The organism is Pelatocladus sp. BLCC-F211, from assembly GCF_041928655.1.
Classification (GTDB): Bacteria; Cyanobacteriota; Cyanobacteriia; order Cyanobacteriales; family Nostocaceae; genus Pelatocladus.
Genome location: NZ_JBHFLM010000132.1, coordinates 1 through 26,463, shown reverse-complemented (window position 1 = coordinate 26,463; position 26,463 = coordinate 1). Strand labels below are relative to the sequence as shown.

General features: G+C 39.7%; 25 protein-coding genes and 3 pseudogenes. 13 read left to right on the top strand and 15 right to left on the bottom strand.

The genetic code is table 11. The features are described from left to right. Window positions 1-21 precede the first annotated feature (21 nt). Window positions 22-885 carry a sugar kinase gene (locus tag ACE1AT_RS16580; RefSeq protein WP_374870201.1) on the top strand — a complete coding sequence of 288 codons (864 nt, stop codon included), beginning with the start codon at window positions 22-24 and terminating at the stop codon, window positions 883-885. Between the two features lie 50 nt (window positions 886-935). Continuing rightward, window positions 936-1,796 carry a 3'(2'),5'-bisphosphate nucleotidase CysQ gene (locus tag ACE1AT_RS16575; RefSeq protein ID WP_374870200.1) on the top strand — a complete coding sequence of 287 codons (861 nt, stop codon included), beginning with the start codon at window positions 936-938 and terminating at the stop codon, window positions 1,794-1,796. A 117-nt stretch (window positions 1,797-1,913) separates the two neighbouring features. Here the strand turns inward: ACE1AT_RS16575 and ACE1AT_RS16570 are convergent, their stop codons facing one another. After that, the gene (locus ACE1AT_RS16570) at window positions 1,914-2,888 is read right to left on the bottom strand and encodes a DUF4392 domain-containing protein (protein WP_374870198.1); all 975 of its coding nucleotides are present in this window, start codon (window positions 2,886-2,888) and stop codon (window positions 1,914-1,916) included. Continuing rightward, window positions 2,881-3,651: a putative hydro-lyase gene (locus ACE1AT_RS16565; RefSeq protein WP_374870196.1), complete on the bottom strand. Its 771-nt coding sequence runs from the start codon at window positions 3,649-3,651 to the stop codon at window positions 2,881-2,883. The genes ACE1AT_RS16570 and ACE1AT_RS16565 overlap by 8 nt, the downstream gene beginning before the upstream one ends. 271 nt (window positions 3,652-3,922) lie before the next feature. On the opposite strand from ACE1AT_RS16565, the gene ACE1AT_RS16560 reads away from it, so the two are divergent. Further along, a complete protein-coding gene (locus ACE1AT_RS16560) occupies window positions 3,923-4,792 on the top strand; it encodes a substrate-binding domain-containing protein (protein WP_374870194.1) in 870 nt (289 codons plus the stop codon). A 273-nt stretch (window positions 4,793-5,065) separates the two neighbouring features. Here the strand turns inward: ACE1AT_RS16560 and ACE1AT_RS16555 are convergent, their stop codons facing one another. Further along, window positions 5,066-5,188 (bottom strand): hypothetical protein, encoded by a 123-nt coding sequence (locus ACE1AT_RS16555; protein ID WP_374870193.1) that lies wholly within the window; start codon window positions 5,186-5,188, stop codon window positions 5,066-5,068. A 257-nt stretch (window positions 5,189-5,445) separates the two neighbouring features. On the opposite strand from ACE1AT_RS16555, the gene ACE1AT_RS16550 reads away from it, so the two are divergent. The 3 genes from ACE1AT_RS16550 (at window position 5,446) to ACE1AT_RS16540 (ending at window position 7,811) form a co-directional block, all read left to right on the top strand. Next, complete coding sequence (locus tag ACE1AT_RS16550; protein ID WP_374870191.1) at window positions 5,446-5,844, top strand: hypothetical protein; 399 nt, start codon at window positions 5,446-5,448, stop codon at window positions 5,842-5,844. A gap of 332 nt (window positions 5,845-6,176) precedes the next feature. Beyond that, the gene (locus ACE1AT_RS16545) at window positions 6,177-6,950 is read left to right on the top strand and encodes an SAM-dependent methyltransferase (protein ID WP_374870189.1); all 774 of its coding nucleotides are present in this window, start codon (window positions 6,177-6,179) and stop codon (window positions 6,948-6,950) included. A 69-nt stretch (window positions 6,951-7,019) separates the two neighbouring features. Next, window positions 7,020-7,811, top strand: a complete 792-nt coding sequence (locus ACE1AT_RS16540) for a globin domain-containing protein (protein WP_374870187.1) — start codon at window positions 7,020-7,022, stop codon at window positions 7,809-7,811. Window positions 7,812-7,888: 77 nt separating this feature from the next. On the opposite strand, the gene ACE1AT_RS16535 is transcribed toward ACE1AT_RS16540, so the two are convergent. Beyond that, entirely contained in the window at window positions 7,889-8,590 is a 702-nt protein-coding gene (locus ACE1AT_RS16535) for a Crp/Fnr family transcriptional regulator (RefSeq protein ID WP_374870185.1), read from the bottom strand. Window positions 8,591-8,886: 296 nt separating this feature from the next. Continuing rightward, window positions 8,887-9,357 carry a hypothetical protein gene (locus ACE1AT_RS16530; protein WP_374870183.1) on the bottom strand — a complete coding sequence of 157 codons (471 nt, stop codon included), beginning with the start codon at window positions 9,355-9,357 and terminating at the stop codon, window positions 8,887-8,889. Between the two features lie 184 nt (window positions 9,358-9,541). On the opposite strand from ACE1AT_RS16530, the gene recR reads away from it, so the two are divergent. Further along, window positions 9,542-10,099, top strand: coding sequence for a recombination mediator RecR (recR, locus tag ACE1AT_RS16525; RefSeq protein ID WP_374870181.1), 558 nt, complete (start codon window positions 9,542-9,544; stop codon window positions 10,097-10,099). Between the two features lie 326 nt (window positions 10,100-10,425). On the opposite strand, the gene ACE1AT_RS16520 is transcribed toward recR, so the two are convergent. From ACE1AT_RS16520 to ACE1AT_RS16480, 9 genes and pseudogenes are all read right to left on the bottom strand, one after another. Further along, window positions 10,426-11,574 (bottom strand): glycosyltransferase family 4 protein, encoded by a 1,149-nt coding sequence (locus tag ACE1AT_RS16520; RefSeq protein ID WP_374870179.1) that lies wholly within the window; start codon window positions 11,572-11,574, stop codon window positions 10,426-10,428. Window positions 11,575-11,893: 319 nt separating this feature from the next. Beyond that, the gene (locus tag ACE1AT_RS16515) at window positions 11,894-13,501 is read right to left on the bottom strand and encodes an MFS transporter (RefSeq protein WP_374870222.1); all 1,608 of its coding nucleotides are present in this window, start codon (window positions 13,499-13,501) and stop codon (window positions 11,894-11,896) included. Beyond that, window positions 13,488-13,739, bottom strand: a pseudogene (locus tag ACE1AT_RS16510) (DNA repair protein RecO); the annotation flags it as partial. The pseudogene ACE1AT_RS16510 and the gene ACE1AT_RS16515, both read right to left, overlap by 14 nt. A 140-nt stretch (window positions 13,740-13,879) precedes the next feature. Continuing rightward, window positions 13,880-14,474: pseudogene (gene recO / locus ACE1AT_RS16505) on the bottom strand (DNA repair protein RecO); the annotation flags it as partial. Between the two features lie 86 nt (window positions 14,475-14,560). After that, window positions 14,561-15,262, bottom strand: coding sequence for a deoxyribose-phosphate aldolase (deoC, locus tag ACE1AT_RS16500; protein WP_374870177.1), 702 nt, complete (start codon window positions 15,260-15,262; stop codon window positions 14,561-14,563). A gap of 143 nt (window positions 15,263-15,405) precedes the next feature. Further along, window positions 15,406-16,551: a DNA cytosine methyltransferase gene (locus ACE1AT_RS16495; RefSeq protein ID WP_374870175.1), complete on the bottom strand. Its 1,146-nt coding sequence runs from the start codon at window positions 16,549-16,551 to the stop codon at window positions 15,406-15,408. A 284-nt stretch (window positions 16,552-16,835) separates the two neighbouring features. Further along, a complete protein-coding gene (locus ACE1AT_RS16490; protein ID WP_374870173.1) occupies window positions 16,836-18,308 on the bottom strand; it encodes a YcjF family protein in 1,473 nt (490 codons plus the stop codon). A gap of 163 nt (window positions 18,309-18,471) precedes the next feature. Beyond that, window positions 18,472-18,750 carry a hypothetical protein gene (locus ACE1AT_RS16485; RefSeq protein ID WP_374870171.1) on the bottom strand — a complete coding sequence of 93 codons (279 nt, stop codon included), beginning with the start codon at window positions 18,748-18,750 and terminating at the stop codon, window positions 18,472-18,474. 33 nt (window positions 18,751-18,783) lie between these two features. After that, complete coding sequence (locus ACE1AT_RS16480; RefSeq protein ID WP_374870220.1) at window positions 18,784-20,148, bottom strand: cytochrome P450; 1,365 nt, start codon at window positions 20,146-20,148, stop codon at window positions 18,784-18,786. Between the two features lie 161 nt (window positions 20,149-20,309). Between ACE1AT_RS16480 and ACE1AT_RS16475 the strand changes: the two genes are divergently transcribed. The 3 genes from ACE1AT_RS16475 (at window position 20,310) to ACE1AT_RS16465 (ending at window position 22,748) form a co-directional block, all read left to right on the top strand. Next, window positions 20,310-20,942, top strand: a complete 633-nt coding sequence (locus ACE1AT_RS16475; RefSeq protein WP_374870169.1) for a ParA family protein — start codon at window positions 20,310-20,312, stop codon at window positions 20,940-20,942. A 5-nt stretch (window positions 20,943-20,947) separates the two neighbouring features. Next, entirely contained in the window at window positions 20,948-21,580 is a 633-nt protein-coding gene (locus ACE1AT_RS16470) for a hypothetical protein (protein ID WP_374870167.1), read from the top strand. A gap of 253 nt (window positions 21,581-21,833) precedes the next feature. Next, entirely contained in the window at window positions 21,834-22,748 is a 915-nt protein-coding gene (locus ACE1AT_RS16465; RefSeq protein ID WP_374870165.1) for a branched-chain amino acid transaminase, read from the top strand. A 121-nt stretch (window positions 22,749-22,869) separates the two neighbouring features. Here the strand turns inward: ACE1AT_RS16465 and ACE1AT_RS16460 are convergent, their stop codons facing one another. Next, entirely contained in the window at window positions 22,870-23,772 is a 903-nt protein-coding gene (locus tag ACE1AT_RS16460) for an alpha/beta fold hydrolase (RefSeq protein WP_374870163.1), read from the bottom strand. 273 nt (window positions 23,773-24,045) lie between these two features. On the opposite strand from ACE1AT_RS16460, the gene ACE1AT_RS16455 reads away from it, so the two are divergent. The 3 genes and pseudogenes from ACE1AT_RS16455 to ACE1AT_RS16445 all read left to right on the top strand — a co-directional run. Further along, on the top strand, window positions 24,046-24,363 hold the full coding sequence (locus ACE1AT_RS16455; RefSeq protein ID WP_017310890.1) for a carbon dioxide-concentrating mechanism protein CcmK: 318 nt from the start codon (window positions 24,046-24,048) through the stop codon (window positions 24,361-24,363). A 136-nt stretch (window positions 24,364-24,499) separates the two neighbouring features. Continuing rightward, window positions 24,500-24,850, top strand: a complete 351-nt coding sequence (locus ACE1AT_RS16450) for a carbon dioxide-concentrating mechanism protein CcmK (protein ID WP_374870162.1) — start codon at window positions 24,500-24,502, stop codon at window positions 24,848-24,850. Between the two features lie 857 nt (window positions 24,851-25,707). Further along, window positions 25,708-26,463 (top strand): annotated as a pseudogene (locus ACE1AT_RS16445) (hypothetical protein); the annotation flags it as partial.

Here is a 26,463-nt window from a genome sequence, read left to right as displayed (position 1 = left end):
GTTGATTAGAACAAATAACAAATGACAGCCTTATTTGTAGGTTTAGTAACCCTCGATCTAATTTACCTTGCTCAATCTCCCCCTCAAAACAATCAAAAAATAGTTGCTGCTGATTATACTGTTGCCGCGGGTGGCCCTGCTACCAATGCTGCTTTTGCTTTTAGCCATTTGGGTAATCAAGCTAAAGTATTGGGTATAGTAGGTTCTCACCCGATGACACATTTGATTCGTGGAGATTTACAAAAATATCAAGTAGAAATCACTGATCTTGATCCCACCACAACCAATCCACCGCCAGTTTCTTCTATTATTGTCACTCAAACTAGTGGCGAACGGGCGGTAGTTTCGATCAATGCTGTCAAAACTCAAGCCAATAGCCAAGCTATCCCAGCAGATATTTTACAAAATGTTGATATTGTCCTCATCGACGGACATCAAATGACGGTAGGAATAGAAATAGCTCAAACAGCAAAAGCGAACAATATTCCTGTTGTCGTAGATGGTGGTAGTTGGAAACCTGGTTTTGACAAACTTTTACCTTTTGTAGATTACGCCATTTGTTCTGCTAATTTTCATCCCCCCAATTGTCAGAGTGAGGAAGAAGTCTTTCACTATCTGCGTCAACTTGGTATTTCTCACATCGCCATTACCCACGGTGAAAAACCAATTAAATATCTCATACAGGAAACGGGTGTAAGTGGCTTGATAGACGTGCCAAAAACTGCTGCTGTTGATACACTGGGGGCTGGAGATATTTTCCACGGTGCTTTTTGTCATTACGTATTGCGAGAAAATTTCCTTGATGCACTAGCATCAGCAGCGAAAATAGCTGCTTTTTCCTGTCAATTTTTTGGCACACGTCACTGGATGGAATCTTTTCAATGATAGGGTTTAGGGGAGAATGTCAAACCCCCAAAAAATATAGGAAAAAATTAATGCCAGACTTAAAAGAAATACTTGAACTCACTCGTTCTGTTGGTTGGGGTGCAGCAGATATACTGCGGACTTACTACCATGGAACTCACAAAAATTTAGACGTACAGTATAAAGATAGTGATCCTGTTACTGCTGCTGATTTAGCTGTCAATCACTTCATTTTGTCAAAGTTGCAAGCAGCTTTGGGGAATGAAGATTTTGCCTATATTAGTGAAGAAACTTATAAAGAAGAACAAACCAAGTACTCAAATTCTCAATGGTCATGGATCATTGATCCTTTAGATGGTACACGAGATTTTATCGAAAAAACTGGCGAGTATGCTATTCATCTTGCTCTCGTGCAGGAACATCGTCCCGTGTTAGCAGTGGTAGCAGTTCCAGAGCAAGAAAAATTATACTATGCGACTAAAGGTGGCGGGGCATTTGTAGAAACTCGCGATCGCCAAACTACCCCTTTAAAAGTATCATCAAGAGAACGCATCGAAGATTTAACCTTAGTTGTCAGTCGTTCCCATCGCAACGACAGGCTTGAATATTTGCTACAAAATTTACCTTGCCAAAATCAAAAAGCTGTCGGTAGTGTTGGCTGTAAAATTTCAACTATTGTAGAACAACAAGCAGATATTTATATTTCTCTTTCTGGTAAATCTGCACCCAAAGATTGGGACATGGCTGCACCCGAATTAATCTTAACAGAAGCAGGTGGTCAATTTACTCACTTCGATGGCAGACCATTGCAATACAACACCGGAGATATTAATCAGTGGGGTGGATTATTAGCTAGTAACGGTCAATTTCATGAAATACTTTGTCGCGAAGGAGAAAGGATATTAGCAGAATGGGAAAAAATCAAAAGTTAAGGTAATGGGGATTGGGGAGCAGGGATCGGGGATCGGGGATCGGGGACACGAGAAGGGGAACACGGGAGACACGGAAGCTATGACCATTGACTATTGTAGAGACGCGATTCATCGCGTCTAAGAATTCATTAATTGAGTTGCAACTTTCATCATGTGGGCATGATATTCAAAAGGTAAATTATCAACAGACAGGCTTGGTACTCCTTTAATCCCGTCAATTGCAGGCCCATGCTTAACAATTGATTCCAAAATATAAAATTCTGTCTCGGAATTTAACCCAGAAAGAATTGCTAATTTCCAATCAGGACGAAGTAAAGATAAAGCAGTTAATAAACTAGTTGCTCCCCAATTGGATACACCACAAACTATTAGATAATCACAATTAACAATACAAGCAATTTTTTCACCATGCCGGATATGTTGACGAATTATATCTTTAGGAATATTGCCCATCCCTAATTCATTTCCACCATCACCAATCCCCACTGTAATGATGTTTTTTGATGCAAATAAAAGATGTAGAGGTGCAGTATAAGCGGTGATATCTTGTCCTCGCATATTGCGGACAATGCCATCATAACTAGGGCCTGGTCTTTCTATAGAAATAAGATGAGAAACAGGTGTTTCTAAAGATTCCCACAAGTTCAATAGTGAAGAAACCGCTTGCTGATTTTTTGTCGCCTCTACTGGCACAATATCGAAGGGAATTTCAGTAGTAACTCCAGCTGCTTGCACTGCGATTTTGATCGTATGAAAACAAAGAGTGTCAGTGACAATTCTTACAGAGATACCTGCTCTCATTAAACCTGCTGCTAACAATGCACAGCCAATCGGCCCATCAGTTTCGGGTGCAGGAGGATTACCATAGGGAAGAAAAAAACCTGTAATAATTGCCACATGAGGCTTGGGATGTTCTGCGATCGAACGAGCGGTTTTTAGTAGTCCTCCCCTAGTTGCTTCCACTAGAGGCTGAATTCCTCTACCAACATCTTGCCCACAAATAGATTCTAGTTGAGCAATTTTGTTGATGATTTCTTCTTTTTTCCTTTTAAGTTTTAGCCCGCCACCCATTCTAAAAAAAGATTCATTCATCTTTCATATCCGTGATCAACATATGTCCAGGAGCATGAGTGATTGCTATCTCTGGTTTTGCTTGAACGATTGCTGTTTGCGTCGTCACACCACAAGCCCAGAATACAGGAATTTCGCCTTCTCGAATGGTAACAGGATCACCAAAATCGGGAGAGTTGATATCTGCGATCGCGATCGCACTCGGATCACCTAAATGTACTGGCGCACCATGTGATTTTGGAAAACGACTGGTAATTTGTACCGCACGAATAGCATCAGCAGGTGACAAAGGACGCATGGAAACTACTAAAGGCCCAGAAAATACCCCAACCGATATACAATTCATGCTAGTTTTATACATCGGTACATTTTTGCCTTCCTCAATATGTCTCACAGGTACACCCGCACTCAACAGCGCCGCTTCAAAGGAAAACGAACAACCAATCAAAAAACCAACAAAATCATCACGCCACAATTCTTTGATATCTGTAACTTCTTCTACCAGTTCACCATCACGAAACACATGGTAACGAGGTAAATCTGACCTAATATCAGCACCAGGCGCAATTATACGAGGTTCAGGATTCCCAACTTCAGTCACATCCAATAACGGACAAGGTTTGGGGTTGCGATGACAGAACAACATAAAGTCAAAAGCAACAGACTTAGGTAAGATGACTAAATTAGCTTGCACGTATCCAGATGCAAGTCCAGGAGTTGGAGCTTGATATTTTCCATGGCGACAAAGTTGGCGAACTTCGTTTGCTGTTAATAATTGATTCATAAGTTTAAAGTTACTATCTAATTTATAAAATCTATAGCAATCCTAAATCATTCGTGAAATTATTTCTTCTCTCTTCCTTTATCTTACTTTGTGTCCTTTGTGTCCTACCCTGCGGGAAGCCGCTGACGCGTCTATGTGGTTCGTTCCTCAAAAGCACTTTTTACAGATCGTATAGGACTGCTATTAGATCAAGTAAATTTTCTTGTTACTTTAATGTTCTGATTTTATCGGTATAGTTGAAACTTGATTTGATTAACAAAGAAAACAAGACATGAAAAATAAAAAAATATTTGTAATCACACTAATAGCAATGTTTTTAGCAATTTTTAGCTGTACTATCAATACTAATGGGAATATCTCCAATTTTGCCATATCCAATCAACCACAGCAAGAAATTAAAATCTCTGGTTACAGTAGCGTTTATCCAGCGTTAAAAGTGTTAGCTGATGCTTACGAGGCGAAAATTTCTACTACCACAGTTTCTATCCTTACACCTACTAAATCAGAAGTAAGTATTGCAGGAGTTAAAGACGGATTGTTAGATATTGGAACTCTGAGTCGGGAATTGAAGCCAGAGGAAAAAGAAGACAAGCTAGAATATTACTTGCTAGCAAAAGATGCTCTTTTAGTTGCTACTCATCCCAGTGTCACAAATATAATGAATGTGAGTACAGAGCAACTGAAGGGAATATACAGCGGTAAGATTAAAAACTGGAAAGAATTAGGCGGTTCTGATGCTAAGATTGTTATTTTAGATAGATCAGAAAAGGAACCCGCTAAAAATTTATTGCGTAAATATTATCTTGGTCAAGACCTCAAAATTTCCTCAGAAGCAATAGTTCTGCGTAATGAAGGCGAAGTAATTGCAGCTATCCAAAATACACCTTATAGTATTGGTGCTTTTTCTTTAGCCTATGCAATTTCCCACAACTTACCAGTGAACCGTCTCAGTCTGAATGGTGTGGAACCTAGCATTGAAAATATCAAAAAAAATAAATATCAAATGGTCAGACCGATTGGAATTACGATCAAAAAATCACCGACAAAGCCAGTGCAAGAATTTGTCAATTTTGCCATAAGTAAAGCCGGAAAAGAAGAATTAGCAAAGTATAGCTTTGTTGCATCTACAGAGAAAAAATAGGGTTTGTCATTTGTCATGTGTCATTTGTCATTAGTAAGGATTTAAATGATGTCTTTAAGCGTACGACATGATAAAAGGCGAGGTTAGACAGTCGCTATAAATTTACCGCAAGGAGGTTGCAAATTTCGTTTCTTATCCCCCAGGGATTTTATCCCGCATTTCTCACAAGCGTTGCGATCGCTATTATCAAAACTTTTATCCAGGTTAGATTTTGAGCGTTTTAGACGCAGTGCGAATCATGACAGTATGTTGACGGAGGATTTTACCTCAAGTCTAAATGGCATAGGCATTTTGGGGTTGTTGTTGAAATCTTTGTGAGAAATCCGGGTTTATATAGTTGCAGATACCGAGAAAAACCACGTATTCATCAGAATTAGAATAACTATCATTTTTCATAACCAAGCTCTGACTTTCGTTAGAGGGATAATTATTGTTTGAAAGTTAGTCTTGTATTTGTGTTCAAAAAACTCTCTTGGTTCGGAAATAGGTTATGGGTTGGTTTTGATGAGAATTCAACACTAACCTATAGCTCCAATGTATTAGCTAATTGCACTTAGAAGCTAAGTTCAGTTTCTCACAGTATTAGCTGAATTTGGAGTGAGCCAATTGTAGCTATCTCAAAATAATGAAAAATTAACTCACGGAGTATAGTCATGACCAATTTGATTTCTAATGCGATCGCTCGTGTCAGTTCTTTGCTGAAGGGACTTCAAGTTAAGCGTTTTTTGGCTGTTGTGATGCTTGGTGTTCTGCTGCTGACAACCAATACCTACATCACTCCTGGTGATAATAAAGTTTTAGGTAAGGAAGTTCGCGATCGCGCCCATTTGAATGATACCCAAAGACCAAGAACAACAGGCGAATGGCAGAAAGAAGCTGAGGAAGTAAAAGGTAATCCTGGTGAAAGACTCAAGAGAATTGGTGAAGATTCAGCCGAAGCTTTTAGAGATTTTGGCTCAGGTTATGTAGAAGGTGCTAAGAGAACCGCTAATCAAGCAAAAGATAGCGCAGTAGACGCAGGTAAAGATATTTATAACCAAGTTCGACGTTAAGTGTCTGCTGAAATCACGTAGTTCCAACAGGCGATCGCATGTCTTGTTTTTTACCTCAATTATAACTTGAAATAAATTTACTTCAGTTCTTCAAACGTAACCGCTCAATAATCTGGGGTAAATCGTTCATCAATAAGCCTCAAATGGCTCAAAATCGTTCTTGTTCTAGTAGTCCGCCCCGATTTATTGAGCGGTTACATCGTAATTCACCTTGGGCGATCGCTCTTTAAAGCAATTGCAAACTAACTTGCTTGCGCGATAATTATGAGCTACCTCAGAGACAGGACTAAAACTTGATGTCAAAGTAAAAGTATCGAGTTTGGATATGACTCATGACAGCTAACCTTAATTTTGCCACCGCACCTGGTTATCAAGTTTTAGCCGCAGCAGGAAAAAGGATATTACGCCCTGGGGGAAAAGCAGCAACGGAACAACTCTTTACTTGGGCTAATTTCCAACCAGGAGAGACGGTATTAGAGTTAGCAGCTAGCTTTGGTGAAAGTGCGATCGCAATAGCTAAAAGATTTAACGTTTGCGTTGTGGGAATCGAGAAAAATCCAGATAGCGTAGCTAAAGCTAGAGAAAACATTAAATCTGCGGGATTATCAGAGCGAGTAACTATAATTGAAGGGGATATCTTTCAGTTAGAAAAAATTACAAACAAGTTTGATTATGTCTTGGCTGAAGCTATCCTAACCATGCAATCGGATGCAGGAAAAGCCAAGATATTATCAGCAATCAAAGACTGTTTAAAACCAGAGGGTAAGCTTCTTTCCCATGAAATGCTGATCTGCGCTAATGAGTCAGAAGTGCGTAAAAGTCTATCTCAAACTATTCGGGTCAATGCTAATCCTCTAACGCTCTCAGAATGGGAAACAGCTTGTAGAGAAGCTGGTTTAACTTTACAGCAGCAGCAAACAGGGGAAATGAAATTACTTAGTTTTGCTCAGATGGTTCGGGATGAAGGGTTATTAGGAACAGTCAAAATTGGCTGGAAAGTTTTCACTAATCCCAATTTGCGTCAAAGAATCTTACAAATGCGTCGTACTTTTCAACAACATCAAAATCATCTTCGCTACATCGTTTTTTGGGCAAAAATTATGTAGATACGTAGCACGCTACGTCTGTCATTGATCATTAATTATTTGCATATGTAGATAGGAGTTCATGAAATTATGAATACCACAGTTGCATCATCTAACAATTATTTTACTGCTAATTTGCAGGATTTAATTAAATATCCCACAAGTGGCATTATTAGTAAGGTATTACTCAAAGATAACAACAGTCAATACAGTTTGTTTTGTTTGGCAGCAGGTACAGAAATTGACAAACATACTTCTACTCGTAACGCTCTCATAACTGTAGTGGAAGGAAGAGGAAACATCAATCTAGAAGGGAAAGATATTGCTTTAGCATCAGGAGTATTTGTCTTTATCCCAGCAAATGTATCTCATGCAGTGCAAGCGCGAGAAAATCTAGCATTTGTTTTAGCTCTTTGGGAACATTTCTCGTCAAAGAAGGTAATTAGTCAACAAACTATTGATCTCGTCAAATCTACTGCCCCTATACTCAAACAACACGGTCAAAAAATTACTACTCGGATGTATGAAATTATGTTTCACAACTATCCAGAAGTGAAAGCACAGTTCGATATGTCCGCACAAGCAAATGGTACTCAACCAGCTAAACTTGCTACCGCAGTTTATAGCTATGCTACTCATATCGACGATCTCGAAGCATTAAAAGCAATGGTAGATAAGATCGCCCATCGTCACGTTAAAACCCACGTTTTACCAGAACAATATCCCATTGTGGGGGAATGTTTATTACAAGCAATTCAAGATGTTTTAGGAGATGCTGCAACTGAAGAAGTCATGACCGCTTGGACTGAAGCCTATCAAATATTAGCTGAGGTTTTTATTAATCGAGAACAACATATCTATCAAAGTGCTTTGCAAAGTTAAGAGTCTTTGGTCATTTGTTACTTGTCATTCGTGCTTAGTTAATTAGTTGCTACTGTACCTGCATACAAAAATTTCTTCTAAACATCATATTCACCTTGGGCGATCGCATCTAGTTTTGCCTGATCTAACACTCTTATTTTGCCACCCCGATGGTAAGTGACGATCGTCTGGATTTGCTTGAATAGTCGCGCACATTCTTCATAGGTAATTCCAATACTGCCAGCAATCTGGGAATAGGGCAAACGCGATCGCAAGCATAATCCCTGTTCTGTAACGTCCGTTCCCTCTGCGATCGCCGCCCTCTGAATGAATTGCGCCAACCGCACAATCGCCCGCTCTGAAGCCAATCCATGTACAATTTGATGGAGATGCTGAAGGCGCTCATTCAGGACTGCAATAATCTGCAATGCAAATTCTGGCGTTTTCTGAATCATTTCCAGTAAGGCAGTACGTTCGATAGTGAGAATTTGACAATCCTGTTCAGCCACTACAGTTGCTGGGGCTAAACCGTTGCCAAATAGTGCAGGCGCAGCAAATAGTTCTCCAGCAGGTAACGTCCGTAAAATCGTTTCCTTACCCGTGGTAGCAGTTTTCTTGATTTCAATTTTGCCACTGAGAACCGTGAAGAGTTGAGCAGGCAAGCGATCGCCCTCATGCAGAATAATTTCACCACGGGAATATGGCCTGATCACAGCATGAATTTGTAACTGTGCAAGCTGATCGAGTTCTAATCCAGAAAGAAGTGAGATTTGCCGTAGTTGTTCAACCGTGACTCGCATCGTTGAACCGCCCTGCTCAAGCTTGCTTAACTTTTCCTTCCCCAATTTAACGTTTTCTCTTCTAACTATGAGCTAGCTCATGGAAATTGTTGATAAAAATTCTCATAATATTAAAAATTCTCATAATATAAGGTAGTTCTCCGAAATTGTGCTGCGATCTGCTGCCTATCTTTATCTGGGACAAGCGGCTGATCACAAAATAGTTTTTCCGTGATCCATTCTTAAATTTAGAATTGCTAGTTAAATATGCACTGACTTTACACAATGCATGTTTTGGTGTACAATGCACAAACTTATTACCATCCATTGTCACCATGATCATATAAGTTCTCACACTCATCAAGGCTACTGCAACGGGGTTGTATGTTATCAATAGCACGAGACTGAATTACTTTTCCGTTCTTAATTTTTACATGAATTTCTTGTTCGTACACGGAACCAAAGCCCATGTGAACATAATGAAGCAGTTTCCCTTGAGGAATTTTGATCAACCCACTGAACCAGTTAGCAGGAATTGCAGCTTTGCCAAGCATTTTGTAAAGGCCAAATACATCTACTAGATATAATTGACCATTTTTGATTTCCCAAATTCCGATTTGGAACCGCCAGCAAGTTGTTGAGAATGTTAAGGGGCTATCGTTATCTATATTTATATCTTGATCATTTAACTTCATCACTCTAGGCTTTTGCTCAAGCAATTGCAGACGAAATGTCATTGGGATTATTTCGCCATTAAAGATTAGTCTCTCACAAACCTGAGCTGCCATAATCAATCTCCTCTTAATTATCTCTGCGTGCTTGTAGTAAAGCTACACGCCCATCTACAAGATTTCCTGATTTCGATCGAAATTTCCTCAAAAATTTTTCAGAATGCCATTATAGTTATAGTACGAACATACTGGAGATAGAACTACGGTTTACGCACGTCCTCTAGCACGCCTAATAGAACAATTGCAACGCTTACCTGGAGTGGGGCCAAAAACTGCCCAAAGACTAGCGTTGCACATTTTGAAACGTCCAGAAGCAGAAGTAGAAGCTTTAGCACAAGCTTTGATTGAAGCTAAAAAGCAAATAGGTTTGTGTAAAGAGTGTTTTCACCTTTCTGCTGAACCTGTTTGTGAAATCTGCCGTAATCCTAGTCGGGACAACACTACTATTTGTATAGTAGCAGACTCCCGTGATGTGATTGCTTTAGAAAAAACTAGAGAGTACAAAGGGAAATATCATGTCTTGGGTGGAGTAATTTCACCGATTGATGGTATCGGTCCAGAACAATTAACAGTTCAACCTTTGGTACGGCGAGTCAGTCAACAAAAACCCAAAGAAGTCATTTTAGCAATTAGTCCGAGTGTAGAAGGAGAGACGACGACACTATACGTCGGTCAGTTACTCAAGCCATTTACCAGGGTGACACGAATTGCCTTTGGTTTACCAGTAGGTGGTGATTTAGAGTATGCTGACGAGGTGACGCTAGCACGAGCTTTGGAAGGACGGCGAGAGTTGGATTAGGTTTTTTCAGTTATCAGTTATCAGCACCTAGCCCTAGGAATGATAAATTGCGGCTACACAAACAAAGTCCGTCTAGTATTAGACCTCTTGCATAAATCCTCAAAACCCCGTTCTAGATTAATTTTGCTTTGTGTCTTGGTAATTTCACTGAAACACCAAGACACTAAGACACTAAGAAGACTTGTTTTTTTGAGTTACACCTTAAATGGAGGTGTTTCAAATATTCATGCAAGAGGTCTATTGTGATGAGCAATAAAGATTCAGTTAAGGCTGAAAGGAATATGAAAATTTATTCCCCAATCCCCAATCCCTGATCCCCTATTCCCTCAAGCTCCTCGGCTTAGTTGTAAGCTTTGTTGTTGAACAACTTCTTCATATAACAGTTCTAACTGAGCGATATTACCGCTAAGGGTGTAGCGTTCTAAGGCTCGTTTTCTAGCTTTTTGCCCCAGCAAAGTTGTGAGTTCAGGGTGATCTTGAAATAATGGTAGTAGGGTTCTCAGTTGGGGTCGCACTGATTTAGGGTTAATAATTACACCTGCTCCCTTTTCTAAAACTTCTCCATCGGCTCCAACATCAGTGGCTAAACAAGCTACCCCACAAGCCATTGCTTCTAATAAAGATAAAGATAAACCTTCTACTAAGGAAGGTAAAATATATACATCTGCACTTCGTAGAATCTCGATTCGTCGTTCTTCATCAGCTACAAATCCTAACCAGTGAATGCCATTCTCGGAGTTATAAAAAGGTTCTAAAGAAGACTTGAGGGGGCCATCGCCAACTATCAGCAACTTGCTTGTTGGCGCCATTTCTGATTGCTTCCAAGCACGCAGTAGAGCTTCAACGTTTTTTTCTGGAGCTAACCGTCCTTGGTAAACAAACAGGCGATCGGCATCAAATTCTGCTTTAACTTGAGAAATACCAGGAGAATATTTATTAACATCCACGCCATTGGGTATGACAGCAATATTTTTTGACGGCACACCCATGCGTGCTAATAATTCGCGCTGAATTTGGGAAAATACAATGACGCGATGGTAATTGCCTAAAAAGGGCGCGTAGAGTTGATAAGCCAATAGTTGGGTTCCTGATACCAGCTTTGCTCCTTTACCTGCAAAGGGTGTGTGGAAAGTCGCAACTAATGGTAAGTTTAGCTCCTCACAAATTTCTGGCAAAACAAAGTCTAGGGGAGATAAGGTGAGAGAAGCATGAACAATGTCCGGTTTAATCCGCCGCAGCGATTGAGTTAAAACTTTAGTCGCTTTGAAAGTGGGAATAGTGTAAACCTGGGACTTATAAATGAAGGGCAAAGGGACTTCTGGACAATTTGGCCAGTTGTCGGGCTTGGACTCTTCTTGAGCGAAATGCAGGAAGCTAACTTCGTGTCCCTGCTCTAGTAAAGCATTCGTAATCTCTCGACTGTAGGTAACATTGCCACAAAAAGGCGATTTTTTTCCAATCCAAGCTATACGCATTCTTTATTGATTAATTTATGGGAAAAGCGGGTTTAATTGATCAGTTTTTTACCATTATTCTGCTGCTGTTTGTGATTTTACTTTTTTTTTGGCTTGTTGATTTATCATAAATCACAGCCAGCACCCACTTAACACACAAAATTTTATGTTTTTTATCAAAAAATCCTTGAATTTATTTATTTTGTTTATGAGTCGGTTTTGAGATAGGAACTGACTACAAACTAACTAGACGCTAAAACTGCGCCTAGCTGATGTAGACATGATCTTTATCTGGTAATATGCAAGATTTTATTATGAATTTAAGCTTAACACAAAAGCGTTAATCCACACTAGAGAGCGAAATATACCAGTTTAATAAACCACCTAAGAAAACGATCGCTGCTAATCCTAAAAATACAGCTTGCAAACCAACAAAAGTTTCTGCGACACCTGCCAATCCTAATGGCAAAGTTAGGGCTATATTGATGACATTATTCTGTAAACCAAAAACCTTACCACGCATTTCTGTAGGTGTTTCGGTTTGAATTGCTGTTTGCATGGGTATACCCACCAACGCCCCGAAAATACCCAAGGTCATTACTAAAGGTAAGACAGCCCATAGCTGTTGTGTAAATATTGATAAACCAATCAGGGACGCAACCATGCCAACACAGCCAATTAGACTTAAATGAGTATAAGAGAAGCGTTGCCCAAACTGACCTAAAATTACTGCTCCCAAGCCAATTCCCACACCACCAGATGCTAGTAAAAAGCCAAATTGTTGTGGTTTTAAATTAGGAATTACTTCTGCCATACGGACAGCTAGAACTGTTAGCGCTGCAAATACAGAAAATAAGATAATTAATTGAATCAGAGCATTGCGAAGGCGATGATTTTTCCCTAAAAAACGCAGACCATCCCGCAGATCGGCAAAAATGTGGGGAGATTCCTTTGTGGGTGCGTGGGGTTTTTCGTTGGTTACTAGTAGCAGTAAGATTAGTCCAGCGATCGCATAACTACCACCGACAACTATTTCTTTACCAAGTCCGTCACTACCACCAAGAAGTAACCACAACTGATCAGCTGCTGCTAACAGTGGTTCACCAATGGCGAAGCCAACAATCACCGATGCCATCATGGTGGTGGTATAAAGAGAATTAGCTGAGAGTAGATCCTTCTCTTTGACGACTAAAGGAATTGCTGCTTGTTCAGCTGGTGCAAAAAACTGTGTGAGTGTCGAGACTAAAAAAGTAATCCCCAAAATGATCACAAAACCTACAGGTAACATGGCGATCGGTTGCCAATCCTGAGTTAACCACAATAATGAAGGAATGATTAAAACAAGGATACCGCGCCAAATATTTGTTCCTACGAGTACCATCTTTTTTGACCAGCGGTCTACAAACGCACCAGCGAGGGAACCAAACAACACAGCAGGTATAGTAAAAGTCATCATCAGTGCTGACACCCAAGCGCTAATGGTTTGAGCGCCCGTCTGAAAATGAGTATTGATCAAAGCGATCATCAGCACTAGATACACTTTATCTGCCAATTGACAAAAGACTTGACCACCCCAAAGAGCCAAAAAATTAGGGTTTTTCAATACTGGCCAAAATCCATATTCTTGGGTATCTTTAGAAGTTGATTCTGTGTCTACAGATTTATTTTCCCCATCTGGCTTTTGAGACACAGCTGCATTTGGTTGATGAAAGTTGGCTTCCCCTGGGACATCGGTTTTAGCTGCTGGCGATATACAAGTTTTATTCTGATCGTCTTGAGAAACGTCTTTTGCAGACATTTCTTGGCGATGAATTTGACTGGGACTCGATGTGGTATCGCGAACTACACTCAGGTGATTTTGTGATCTAGGGGTTGATGTTGTATTGTGTTTTTTAACATGGCTTGGTGATAGCGGCAGGACTTTTTTATCCAAATTAGACGATTGCATCATGGTTAGCAGCAAAATAAGAGTCAATCAAGGCAGCAGAGCGAATAGGACGACCAAAATGATACTGAGCATACTGACGCAAAATTTGCTCAACAGATAACCAGCTATTTTTTTCGGCTGCATTTAGCATTATCTCTGATTGCGACAGCTGCTGGAGTATGGTCAATTCTTCAGCATCCAACCGCTTAGAAAGGGCTGGTATTTCTTGGCGATGGGTGATAGTTTCGTAGGCTTGGGGTTTAGGGGGATGTAGACGCGTAGCGGCTACCTTTGGAAGCCACTCCGTGTCTATCACTAAGGGTGGGTGTAAGGGTATAGGGGTATGAGGAGAAACACTATATCTCACCCTCTCGCCTTCTGCTACTTTCTTACTGTCTCCTTCCTTTTTCAAGCGTTCCCAAGCAGCTAAACAAACAGTTCCACCAGCACTGACACTAAATCCGACTCGCGAGTGGGGGTCTTGAAAATCTGGTTTCAAAGTGCGTCCAGTTAAACAACAAATTTGTACTTGTGGCGTCAATCCCGCCAAAGCTAAAAGCTGAAATACACCATGTGTTAGATAGGCTACAACACCAGGTGGATCTGTGTTAGGTAAATTCTCTAACCGTTCGAGATGTTCATTTAGTAACTCATACAATTCTATTTGGGGTTGTTCACTTAAAGCCTGACAGAGTGCGATTTCGGCTAAGTATTGGCTGGCAACTAATTTTACTAAGTCCTGAGCTAGACGTGGGTAAGATTTTATAGTTTGTGCTTGTGTAATTTTATCGAGCGATCGCCCCTTGGCAATCAATAATTCGTTAACTACAAACATTGCACTCCTACCACCCAAGCTGGAGTTGTGTTTGCGAGAACCAGGAGCGATCGCACGAATCAGCCCAAATTCCTGTGTCAAAACTGTCACAAGTCGGTCTGATTCACCAAAAGCCTGAGTTTTAAGATTAATACCAGTTGCTTTATATGTTTTACTCATTTGTCATTTGTTATTTGTCCTTTGTCCTTTGTAACAAGTAGTTAGCAACTATTAATCAATGACCAATGACCATTGTACAGACGCGATTAATCGCGTCTCTCATGACTACTCTTTTCCAGCGTATCGCGCTGTTTTAGTAAATCGACACTATAAGATGTTCCTAATCTCGTAGCACCTGCTAGAATTAAGTCTAGGGCTTGGTCAATAGTACGAATACCACCCGAAGCTTTAATTCCAACTCTTTCCCGTGCTACCTCTTTAATCAGACGCACATCAGCCACTGTTACACCTCCATTCCAACCTGTACAGGTTTTGATGAAAGCTGCTCCTGCATCCATACATATTTCCGTAGCAAGCCTTTTCTCGGCATCCGTCAGTAGGTTGGTTTCTATTATTACCTTTACTAGTTGCCCAGTTTCTTCGCAAATCTCAGCAATTTCTCGATGGACTTCATCAGTTTTACCAGCTTTTAACCAACTCAAATTGATTACTACGTCTAATTCAGTAGCACCATTTTCCACCGCTTCTTGAGCTTCATACAATTTCACTGCTGAAGTCGTCGCTCCAGTAGGAAAACCTATTACCGTACAAATTTTCGGCGTTTTATTGTGGAGTAATTCGGCCGCTAGGCGTATATAGCTGGGGTAGATACAAACCCCTGCAAAGTTAAACCTTTGTGCTTCTTCACACCATTGTTCAATATGCTCAGTCGTAGCTGTGGGTATCAGCAGAGTGTGATCTATATATGGCGCAATATCAATATCATGATCTGGATATTCTGCTGCCATTGCTTTATTACCAGTAATTAGTTCTAAAAGATTTATAAAACTTTAAGACTATTTTAATAAATAAATCTACAATTCTTAGCATTTTGCCGGAAAACCAGTACTGCTTTGTCGAGACTAGAGTAGAGACACACCTAATTACATCTCTACTGTTGACAATTGTAATGGTCTTGTGAAAGTCCTAAAAATTCCAAGATAGTTTGAGCTAAGGCTTTCGATGCTAAGTAAGGTACACCATTACCAATACTTTTAAACATATTAGTTAATGACATACTTTCTGGAAGTACAAAACTTGCAGGTAAAGATTGTATTGCTAAAGCTTCAGCCACAGATATTCGCCGCACTTTATAAGGATGTAAATGCACTTCATTATTGCCATAGCAAGCAGTAGGAGAATAACGCCATCTGTGCAGACGTTTATATGATTTTTTGGAATCATCTCCTTCATCAATCGTAGCAAATTTTTTGATGCCTGCTCTTGGTTGAAAATAATGTTGAGCGTTGGGATGATAAACAACATTGTTTTTCTCAAACCAATATTCAACTGTTAAGTCTCCAGGGATATTATGTGGACAAGGTGATATAGAATTTTCTCGAAATTTTTCACATTTTATCCAAGGATAGGCAAAAACTCTTTCTTTATTATATACAGCATATTGATTCCAAGGAAAAGTAAATTTCGAGATAGAGATTCCCAGATCAAGAATGAGCTTGCGATGGAAACCAATCAGAATAATTCTATCTCGATCTTGAGGTACACCGTATTCAACAGCATTAATCAAACGCTCTGTTAATATATATCCGATTTTTTTTAATTTATGCTTCAGTAATTCATAGAATGAACGGTGTTTGTGAGTCTTCAACAAACCTTTGACATTTTCAAATAAAAAAAAATCTGGTTGCTGTTGGCAAATTAATTCAATATAAGAGGCTGAAAGTTTACCTCGCTCTCCTAAATAGCCCCTGTTTTTACCACCTATAGAAAAATCTGGACATGGAGGACCACCAATAAAGCCAATTATATTAGTAGATTTGCGAGTGTTTTGTACTAATTCCTGTAAGCGTAGAGATTGCAAATTTTCAGTGAGTTTAGCAACATCTGCTTCTTCCCCGCAATGATAACCATATTCTGCTAATGGGAGATTCAAACAAGAGCGTGCATAACGGTATGCTTCCAGGAATGAAGGAGAAATTTCATTAACATAAACAATATTAAAACCGCTATTTTCAAAACCTAAATCTAGAAAACCAGAACCCGCAAAAAAGGAGAAAATACAAGGGCAATCGCTCATTTTCTCATAAATGTTTAAATTTCTTCTAAGTAGGTAGGTAAAAATAACAACAACTATGTTAAAAAATATAAAATTACTGAAACTCTTTCCAATGATCAATCACAAATGAAAAATGACAACCTTAAGGAGTTAACTTTCTTTTTATCTACCTACTTCAATTAATATTATCGCTATTTTTTGTTACATCCATAACCACATATACAAAAACGCCTACACGACTTTCAGAAAGTTTAGTCCGTATAGGCAAATTTTGTAGGTTTTGTTGTAACTTACAATCACCAAATCTAAGCAACTGTTTCAGCAGTAATCATTTTTTCATCAGCAACTTCTGGTAACAAACGCTTCACGCCTTGCTTGACAAATCCCTGCAAAAATCCCACCTGTTGGTTCTGCTGAAATACCTTTTGCAAAGTTTGTCCCAGTATCTCAATATTAAATCTATTGGCTGAATTTACTGCTACTTCTTGTTGTTGGAAATATTCTACTAAGCTAAGTCCAGCTAACCGCGTGAGATAAGCTGCACTCACACCTTGAACTGCACCACCAGCAACGTAGGTAACAGCGTGACTCTTGAGAACAGTACCAATAACTTTACTAGAAAGTTCAACTAAGCCGAGTTTTAGCATCAAGCTACCCATTTCCCCGGCTACGGTTTTCGCCTGTTCGAGAGAGAATTTCTGCTGATAGATATTACCTAAATCTACAATCATTTGGGCATTTATTGCCGCAGTCGCCAAAATATCCAAAGCGGGAACAGGGTTAGCAAAAGCAGCAGCAGCAGCTATCCACTGATATTGTTCAATCACTGGGTTAGCGCGATCGCATCTTACCCCATTTAACCAGTTTTTAGCTTCAGCTTTGAGCAACAGCGCTTTTCTCATCGTAGTCGCCCATACCAGCTGCTGTCCTTGCTGTGCTAAAGTTTCACCTAGTTGCTGTGTTAGTTGTTCTATGTCTGGCGCTGGTTGTTCCATCCACTCTTGCACAGAACCATCATCATTGTGCTTGCGGACTTTCACAGGAAGGGGAGAAGTTGAAATCGCTACTATGTTCTCCTGCATTCGCTGTTTTAAAGCCAGCAATATACTAGCGCGTTCATCTGCCAAATATTGATCTTGTTTATTGAAAACCAGCATCAGGCGGTGTTTTTCTGCTTGTAGTTGCTGGATGGTTTGATATTCTGTATCTGTCAAATCCCCGTTTGTCAGGAACAGAATGAAATCAGTTGCTTTTGCTTGTGCTAATGCAGCTGCATCTGAATTTTCGCCTGCTTCTACAAACAAAGGCGCTATCTCTTGCAGACAAATTTGACGTCCTATTCCTGGACGCCAGTTAGATGTTAATACTTGAATTAAGGTGGTTTTACCCACCGACTTACCACCAGTCACAGCTAGATGAATTTCTTTTCTATCTAACTCGGTATAAAGTTGAGGAATTTTTTCTCGCAGTAGAGATGTTACATGTAACGTCTCTACATCATTTTCAGCTTCACCTGCAAGATGATTAATTACAGTTTCAGTTTTTGCGATCGCACTTTCTACGGTTTCTCGATCCACAGGTAAACTATCGAGTATATGCGAATCCTGTTTACTGCGATTTTGCTTTAACAACAACAAACCACCGCCCACCAATAACAAACTGAGGACACTATATTCTCCCAGTTGCACAATCGAATCGTGCCAACTCTCTAAAATCCACAGGGAGAACGATAGTCCTAGTCCTCCTACTAATATTGGTCGCTGCAACTTCACAACCATGATTCACCGCGCTTTTTGGATTATTTCTACTCCAGAATAGATCAAAACTTGCTTCTGGGAATTGAACTGGTGATACAACACAATTTTCTTTACAGCAACTTTCGACTTCTTTTTAAGGCTATTCTGGGACGCGATCGCACGATCAATCAATATAAAGATGTTCTTAAATAAACCGTACAGACGGCTGCATTCGTAATGTAAGTCGATACATTCGTAATGTAAGTCGATACATTCGCAATGTAAGTCGATACATTTGCAATGTAGGTCGATACATTCGTAATGTAGGTCGATACATTCGCAATGTAGGTCGATACATTCGTAATGTAAGTCGATACATTTGCAATGTAGGTCGATACATTCGTAATGTAGGTCGATACATTCGCAATGTAGGTCGATACATTCGTAATGTAAGTCGATACATTCGCAATGTAGGTCGATACATTCGTAATGTAGGTCAATTTAGAATCGCCTGTGTTTACACCTTTACCTGTGACGTTGCAATCATCCGCATTCCCGCAGGTGTGGCTACAGTTAGACCCCGACGTACTGGACGCACTGGACGTTTATTAACTAAAGAAACTTGATACTGAGACACAATAGTTGCTAGTACTAATTTCATTTCATACATTGCAAACGCCATACCTACGCAGCGACGATTTCCACCACCGAAGGGTAAAAATTCATAGGGGGAAAATTGTCTTTCTAAAAAGCGTTCTGGTTTAAATTGCTTTGGCTGTGGGTAGACTTGTTCGCGATGATGCGCCATGTAAATACTCGGAACAATAACCGTACCCACTGGCAATTTATAACCGATAATTTCAATAGGAGATTTGACAACCCGAAAGAAAGCAGTCATGACAATTGGGTAAATTCGTAAAGTTTCTTGACAGACTGCTGTGAGATAGGGTAGCTTGGCGATCGCATTTGGTTCTGGCTGATCTCCTAGAGTGTCTAATTCTTGCAGTAATTTTGTTCGTACTTCTGGTAAATAGTCAAGCCAGTAAAAAGCCCAAGTCAAAGCCGAAGCAGTGGTTTCATGACCTGCAATTAACAGCGTCATCAATTCATCGTGTAACTCTTCGTCTGACATCGCTTTTCCGTCGGTATCACGCGCAGACATCAATAAACTTAAGATATCTTGGCGATTTTGAATAGATTCTGTCCGACGTTGGCGAATTAAAGCATAAATTATCTCATCAATTTGTTGTTTGCGCCTTTGCATTATTGCCCAAGGACTCCATGAGCCATAATCTTTTTGCAGAAACGGAAAAAAGAAACCAGCTGACATTAAGGGAGCGCTAACAAATTCCAAAAAAGCAGAAACCAATTGCTGGAGTTCTTCTAAATGCTGTCCTTCTTCCAAACCAAACACTACCCGTAAAATTACCCGCAAGGTGATTTCTTGCATAGAAGCGCGGATATCAAACGGTTTACCAACTTGCCATTTATTACTTACCTGTTGAGCAATTTCCCGGATAGTTTCACCATAAGCACGCATCCGATCGCCGTGAAAAGGAGGTGCTAAGAGTTGACGTTGGCGCTGGTGGCGATCGCCATCTTGTAAAAGTACAGAGTAATCACCAAACATAAATCTTAATACTCGATTTCCTCTGCCTACTTCAAAATGGCTAGGATTGGCGGTAAAAATCTGCTCTAGTGCTTCGGGTTGACTGAAGTAGATTAGGGGAGGATTATTTTTGTTCTTACCCCACAGAGTAAAATTGTCTCCATAAACTTTGGCAAAATCTTCAACATATTTGACTGGCTGAAAAAGTAATTTCAGTCGTCGCTGTAATTGGGGTATGTTGGGGCTAACTGGGAAATTTTGAGTTACTGTCATAGCTACTTTTTTATCTACTTTTTCTACTTTTTTATCCAGCACTTCTCATCTATTGTGACAATTTCTCTTCCCCAATCCCCAATCCTCATTTTCAAAGCAGTCTACTCTTGATGTCACACAACGCGGTATAGTCGGTGAAGAGAGCATCTTAAAATTAATCTGTGCCTAGAATTATCGCTATCCTCAACGGTAAAGGGGGAGTTGGGAAAACAACCACCTCAGTCAACCTAGCTGCAACTTTTGCAGAAGCACAAAAAGTTCTTCTAGTAGATGCAGATGTTCAAGGATCTGCTAGTTGGTGGTATAGGCGTAGTCAAAACGGTATGGGATTTGATCTATCTCAGGCGACAGACCCCCAAAACTTAGCTCGTCTGCGTAAGATAGAAGGATACGATTTAGTGGTGGTCGATACACCTCCAGCGTTACAGTCTACAAGCTTGAAAGCGGTAGTTGCGATCGCAGACTATTTAGTTTTGCCCACACCGCCAGCACCGATGGATTTAGCTGTTCTAATTGATACAGTTAGAGACGCAGTCATACCTGCGGGAATTGCCCATCGCGTGCTTCTGACTAAAGTAGATACCCGTAGTTTGGGGGAAGCATTGGAAGCACAAAATACACTCATACAATTGGGAATTCCAGTTTGTAATGCTTTTATCCGTACTTACAAAGCTCACGAACGAGCAGCACTAGAGGGTGTGGCGATTACTAAATGGCGAGGTAAAAATGCAAATGAGGCACATTCAGACTACCACCGCGTAGCTGAAGAATTACAACGTGACTGGAGAAAATAGAAATCATGGCTACTAGAAAACGTGTTGCCGATGTATTACAAGAAGAAGCACATAAAATATCATCACCAGAAGTAGAACCAGTAATTGATGTTGCTGCTGAGGAAGTACCAGAGGAAACTAACCCAACCACAGAAGAATCTGCTGCTAAAAATAAACGCGCAACTCCAACTAAAACTGATTCAGAAGCTACTATCAAACAATTGGAAACATCTTTAGAAGAGACACGCCAAAACGAAGAAAACTTCCGACAACAACTGAGTGAATTACAATCAACTTTGTCTGAAAAAAATACAGCTATCAAACAGTTGCAGACTTCTTTAGAAGAAACACAGCAAAATCAAAAAAATCTGCAAACAGAAATTAGTGACTTGCAATCAGCCTTATCTGAAAAAGATAAACTAGTGGAACGTCTCACAAAAAACCTAGAAGAAGCCAAGCAAGCTGCTGTACAACTTGCACAAGCTAATTCCCAGCTGACAGAAGAGATTAATAATTTAAATAAACCTAAAAAAGAAAAAGAAATACCCAAAGCATTAACCTATAGAAAATCACACCACGCACCCACAGCACAAAGAATACCACCTCAACCACCTACCGAACCAGCAGATAACTCTAATCAAATGTGGTTACTTGATTAAATAAAATACAAAATCTTGACTCGGTAGGGTGTGTTAGCGCTAGCGCAACGCACCAACAATATCCTGAATGGTGCGTTACGTTGTTAACGCACCCTACAAAAATTGTAGGTTATTAATTCACCAACAATATATTTAGAATATCTTTATAATCACCAGGCTGAATAAAATCTTAGTTTTAAAGTATACTCTAAGACCAAGTATTTTTTTAGTCCAACTGGGATTGCTATAGTTGAAGACGACAGGAAAATTTGTTATGTACAATTTCTTACCTTTTGCTTACTTTCAAGATAAATTAGTACCTTTTCAAGAAGCAACTATTTCTATTGCGACTCACGCTTTACATTATGGAACTCTTGCTTTTGGTGGAATGCGTGGTATTCCCGATCCTGAAAACTCCGCACAAATTTTGTTATTTAGATTAGATCGTCACTGTCAAAGATTAAGTCAAAGTGCCAAATTCCTACACTATGATATCTCAGCCGAAAAAATTAAAACAGGTATAGTCGAATTTGTTCAAAAGAATCAACCTACCAATTCTTTCTATATTCGTCCCTTTGTCTTCACTTCTGATTTAGGTATTGCTCCCAGATTACATAATATAGATAGAAGCTTCGCTATTTATGGATTAGAATTAGGAGATTATTTATCACCTGAAGGAGTTAGTTGTCGAATTAGTTCGTGGTGTAGACAAGAAGATATTAGCTTCCCATTACGAGGGAAAATTAGCGCAGCTTACATTACTTCTTCCCTCGCCAAAACCGAAGCAGTTGAATCTGGTTTTGACGAAGCAATTTTAATGAATTCCCAGGGGAAAGTTAGTGAAGCCTCTGGTATGAATATTTTTATTGTGAGAAATGGTAAAATTATTACCCCTGGCTTTGAACAGGATATTTTAGAGGGAATTACACGAGATAGTGTGATCAAATTAGCCGAAGATTTTGGTATTCCAGTAGTAGAACGTCCTGTAGATAAATCTGAGCTTTTGATTGCTGATGAAGTATTTTTATGTGGTACAGCAGCTAAAATTGTACCAGTCAAAAGAATTGAGAATTATTACTTGTCAGAACATCGACCAATTGCTGAAAAACTCCGAGATAAATTAACAGCAATTACAGAAAATAGAGATCCTAATTATCGCGATTGGGTATATCCAATTTCTCTGAAATAGGATTAGAAATCATCAATCTAATAAGCTTAGTAATCAAGATTTTTGTGCTTTCACGCCTATCTTTGGGTAGGCGCTAAAAGACATTATTAATCTACAAGTTCCAGTCAAGATTTACTTAGATTTAACTACTAAATTCTAAAATATGCTGTGCAGTAGCTTGCGGCTGCTCTAAATGAGGGATATGACCGCAATCTTGAATCCAAATTAACTTACTATTAGGAATCGCCCTGTTAAATCTTTGAGCATCTTTAGTACCTAAAATTCGATCAGAATCACCCCATAAAATTAGGGTTGGAGGCTGAATTTCTCCCAATTTTTTAAACCGAAAAGCAGTGTAACCACCACTTTTAGTAAAGGCGATTAAAGCTTGTTGCCAATTGGAACATTCTAAATGTAAAGCTGTACATAACTGAGCATCTATGGTAGCTAGGCTTTTATTTTTATAGGCAGCACGACTAATACTTTGACGTACTTTAGGATTACGCAAAAATTGAGCAGCTAAATAATCTAAGGGCGGAAACATATATTTAGCTAATGGTGAACCACCTATCAAACCAGCACTATCAATTAACACTAATTTTTTGACTATTTCGGGATAGGTGAGTGTAAAGTCAATCGCTGCCGCACCACCCATGGAAGCACCAACCAAAATTATCGGTTGGTCAATCAAGGTTTTCCAGAAATGATAAAGATGAGTTTTTATTTCTGCTGTACTAAACTTGATTCCTGTGGGTCGATCTGTAAACCCAAAACCTAACAAATCTACTGCCCAAGTTTGATGTTTTTCTGCCAATAATGGAAACAAACGGCGATATTCCAACACAGAACTATCAAAGCCGTGAATTAATAGCAACGGCGTCCCACCAGTACCACTTTGCACATAAGTTGTGAGAATTGGTTGGGAACTAAAAGGAGTGGCGATCGCTATCTGTTTAATACTTTCAGCCAGAGTAATAGAGGTAGATTCTGTAAGTTGCCTAATTGCAGCAATTTCAATCCCTGATTGGGACTCAGACTGAATCATCTCCACCTCCAATTCATGTCAAATAACAAGCGATCGCAGACTGGAGACTGGGAACCAGGAAAGAATCTGCTTAATTTTTTAGTCTCCAGTCATAAACTTCATTACAATTCATAAACATATCATAAGAAAACTACAACTGTTGTTGGTCATTGGTCATTGGGAAAAGACTTGTTAAATAATTCTCCCCACACTCCCTTGTCCCCTTATCTTCCCAACTCCCCCAACATCGTAGAATAAATATCACATCTGCCCAAACTTTTGGAGAGTCGAGCCATGCCATTAGCGGTTGGAGTGATCGAAACTTTAGGTTTTCCCCCTGTATTAGCAGCAGCAGACGCAATGGTCAAAACTGCTGAAGTTACCCTTGTATACTATGGTTTAGCAGAAAGCGCTCGTTTTCTAGTCGCGGTGCGAGGACAGGTTGCTGAAGTAAAAAGAGCAGTCGCAGCAGGTATAGAAGCCTGCAATCAGGCTCAAGGTGATGGTGGTCAACTAATTACTCACTATATTGTTCCCAACCCACCAGAGAATGTAGAATCTGTTCTACCCATACATTTCACTAGAAAATCAGAGCCATTTCGTATTTTCTGAATAAGCTCCCAAATTATCCAGTTTACTTATTAGTTGGAACAATAAAGATGATAGATTTAACTCTATAAGAAATGTATGAACCTTCGTACAATTAATTGGTAGCGCCACATACTTTTACTGATATAGGAGACAACCAATGCCACTACAGGCAGTTGGATCAATTGAAACTAAGGGTTTTCCTGCCGTATTAGCTGCGGCAGATGCGATGGTGAAAGCAGGTCGAGTCACCCTCGTAGGTTATATAAGAGCTGGTAGTGCTCGCTTTACTGTGAATGTGCGAGGTGATATTCAAGAAGTGAAAACTGCGATCGCTGCTGGTGTAGAAGCAGTAGAGAACGTTTACGGCGGTGTCCTAGAAACCTGGGTCATTATCCCTCGCCCTCACGAAAACGTGGAAGCTGTTCTACCAATAGGCTACACAGAAGAAGTCGAGCAGTATAGATTAGCTGTGGAAAATCCCATAATATCTAGACGTAGTAATCTTTAATCAGGTAAGAAAACACCAATGCTATAGATGTAAAGCAACTTCTACTGATATACGGTGGGGTTTTTTACAGTTCAACATCTAGAGTCAACAGTCTACAGTCCAAGTTCTGGTTACTGTTGACTAATTTTATGGTTAATGCATAGTTCTATGTACCGCTACAAAAGTTCAAAATTTTTATAAAGACATTCAGTAGTTTTAAGTTTTTACCATTCTATTAAAAGTACCCTAAAGGGTACTATGAAACTTTTAATCGCTTTTTGAGAATAATTTTGTATGGTATTTTCTCTCAAATTATTTTGAGCGACAATTCATGCTGCTTTTAGCGATAATCCCTTGATGGTATAAGAAAGCGGATTTATCCGTGGAATCAATCCTCAATCCAAAATCGGATGGCTGTGTTTATGTATTTTTACTAGATAATATGTTACTTAAAATACGTATTTTGTGGTTTTTCGGTAAAGTAAAATTTTTCATACCTTAAAAATACTAGAGTATACCCACAGGAGTGAAACTAAATGAGCAAAAACGACGTCTAGGCATTAGAGCAAATATAGTTGCCAATGGTAAAGAAGGCTAAAGAAGGCTGAATTCCAGTCTTTAGATAAGCGTTTATCAGCATGATGTCTGAGTTGAGAAATCAGTTGAGTTTACAAAAATTAAATATTCGAGTGACGGGGGAAATTGCTAAAAGAGCAGGATTTCCGAGAATATGAAAATGAAAATATTATGAAAAAGCAGAAGTAACTGCATAAAACCAGTGAGGCAAAACGTAATAAAGGTAGAACCACGTAGATGTTCAATCAGGACATCATGCTATTGGGAGCAACTATCAGTCAAAAAGTTGAGTGAGGTGAAAAATGGAGGTTGTGATGCAGCAAACTTTAAAACAGGGTTTCGGGGAGCGCAATCTCACTATGGCTTCTGAAGCGGATAAGGTAGCACAGTTTTGGCATAAAAGACTGGAAGTTGAGTGTCCAGAACAACCCACAGCTAGTAAAGAAAGTATAGTTCGCTGGCTATTAGGCAGCAATCAACAGCGATTTGAAGATCCAAAACAATCAGATATTCTCAAACAAGCAATGGAATATCGCTGGAAGATTTTAAATCAGCGTTATTTGGGTAAAGGACGAGAAGCTGCTTATAAGAATTTACTGACTCGCTTGGGAAGTCTAGTCACATTACGAAATAAAATTCAGACATGGGTGGCTCTGAGTCGCGATCGCCAACGTTCAGTTTTGGATGTCTTACAAGAAGTCATTCAAGAACTGTTGCAAAGCGATAACTACATGCAACAGCAAATGGCTTTTATCTCGGAATTTACCACCGATCCGCGCTTACGCAGCGCCTTGCTATTTGCCAGTGTAGAGGAATATTGCCTGCGACCAGTACGTAATCAACCTCTGCTAGTTTATCGATTTGTCAATTATTTACGTCGTACCCAGCGTGGTGGCTTAACCCAAGTCCCTGGTGGCGATATGGTGAGACTAGTCTCAGAAGAGATCCTCACTGATGACAGCGATAACCGGGTAAACTTAGTAGATACTCAAGCGATCGCAGAATATCAAGAAGCACAAGAACAAGAAGAACAACAAACCCTGCGAAAATCAGTACTA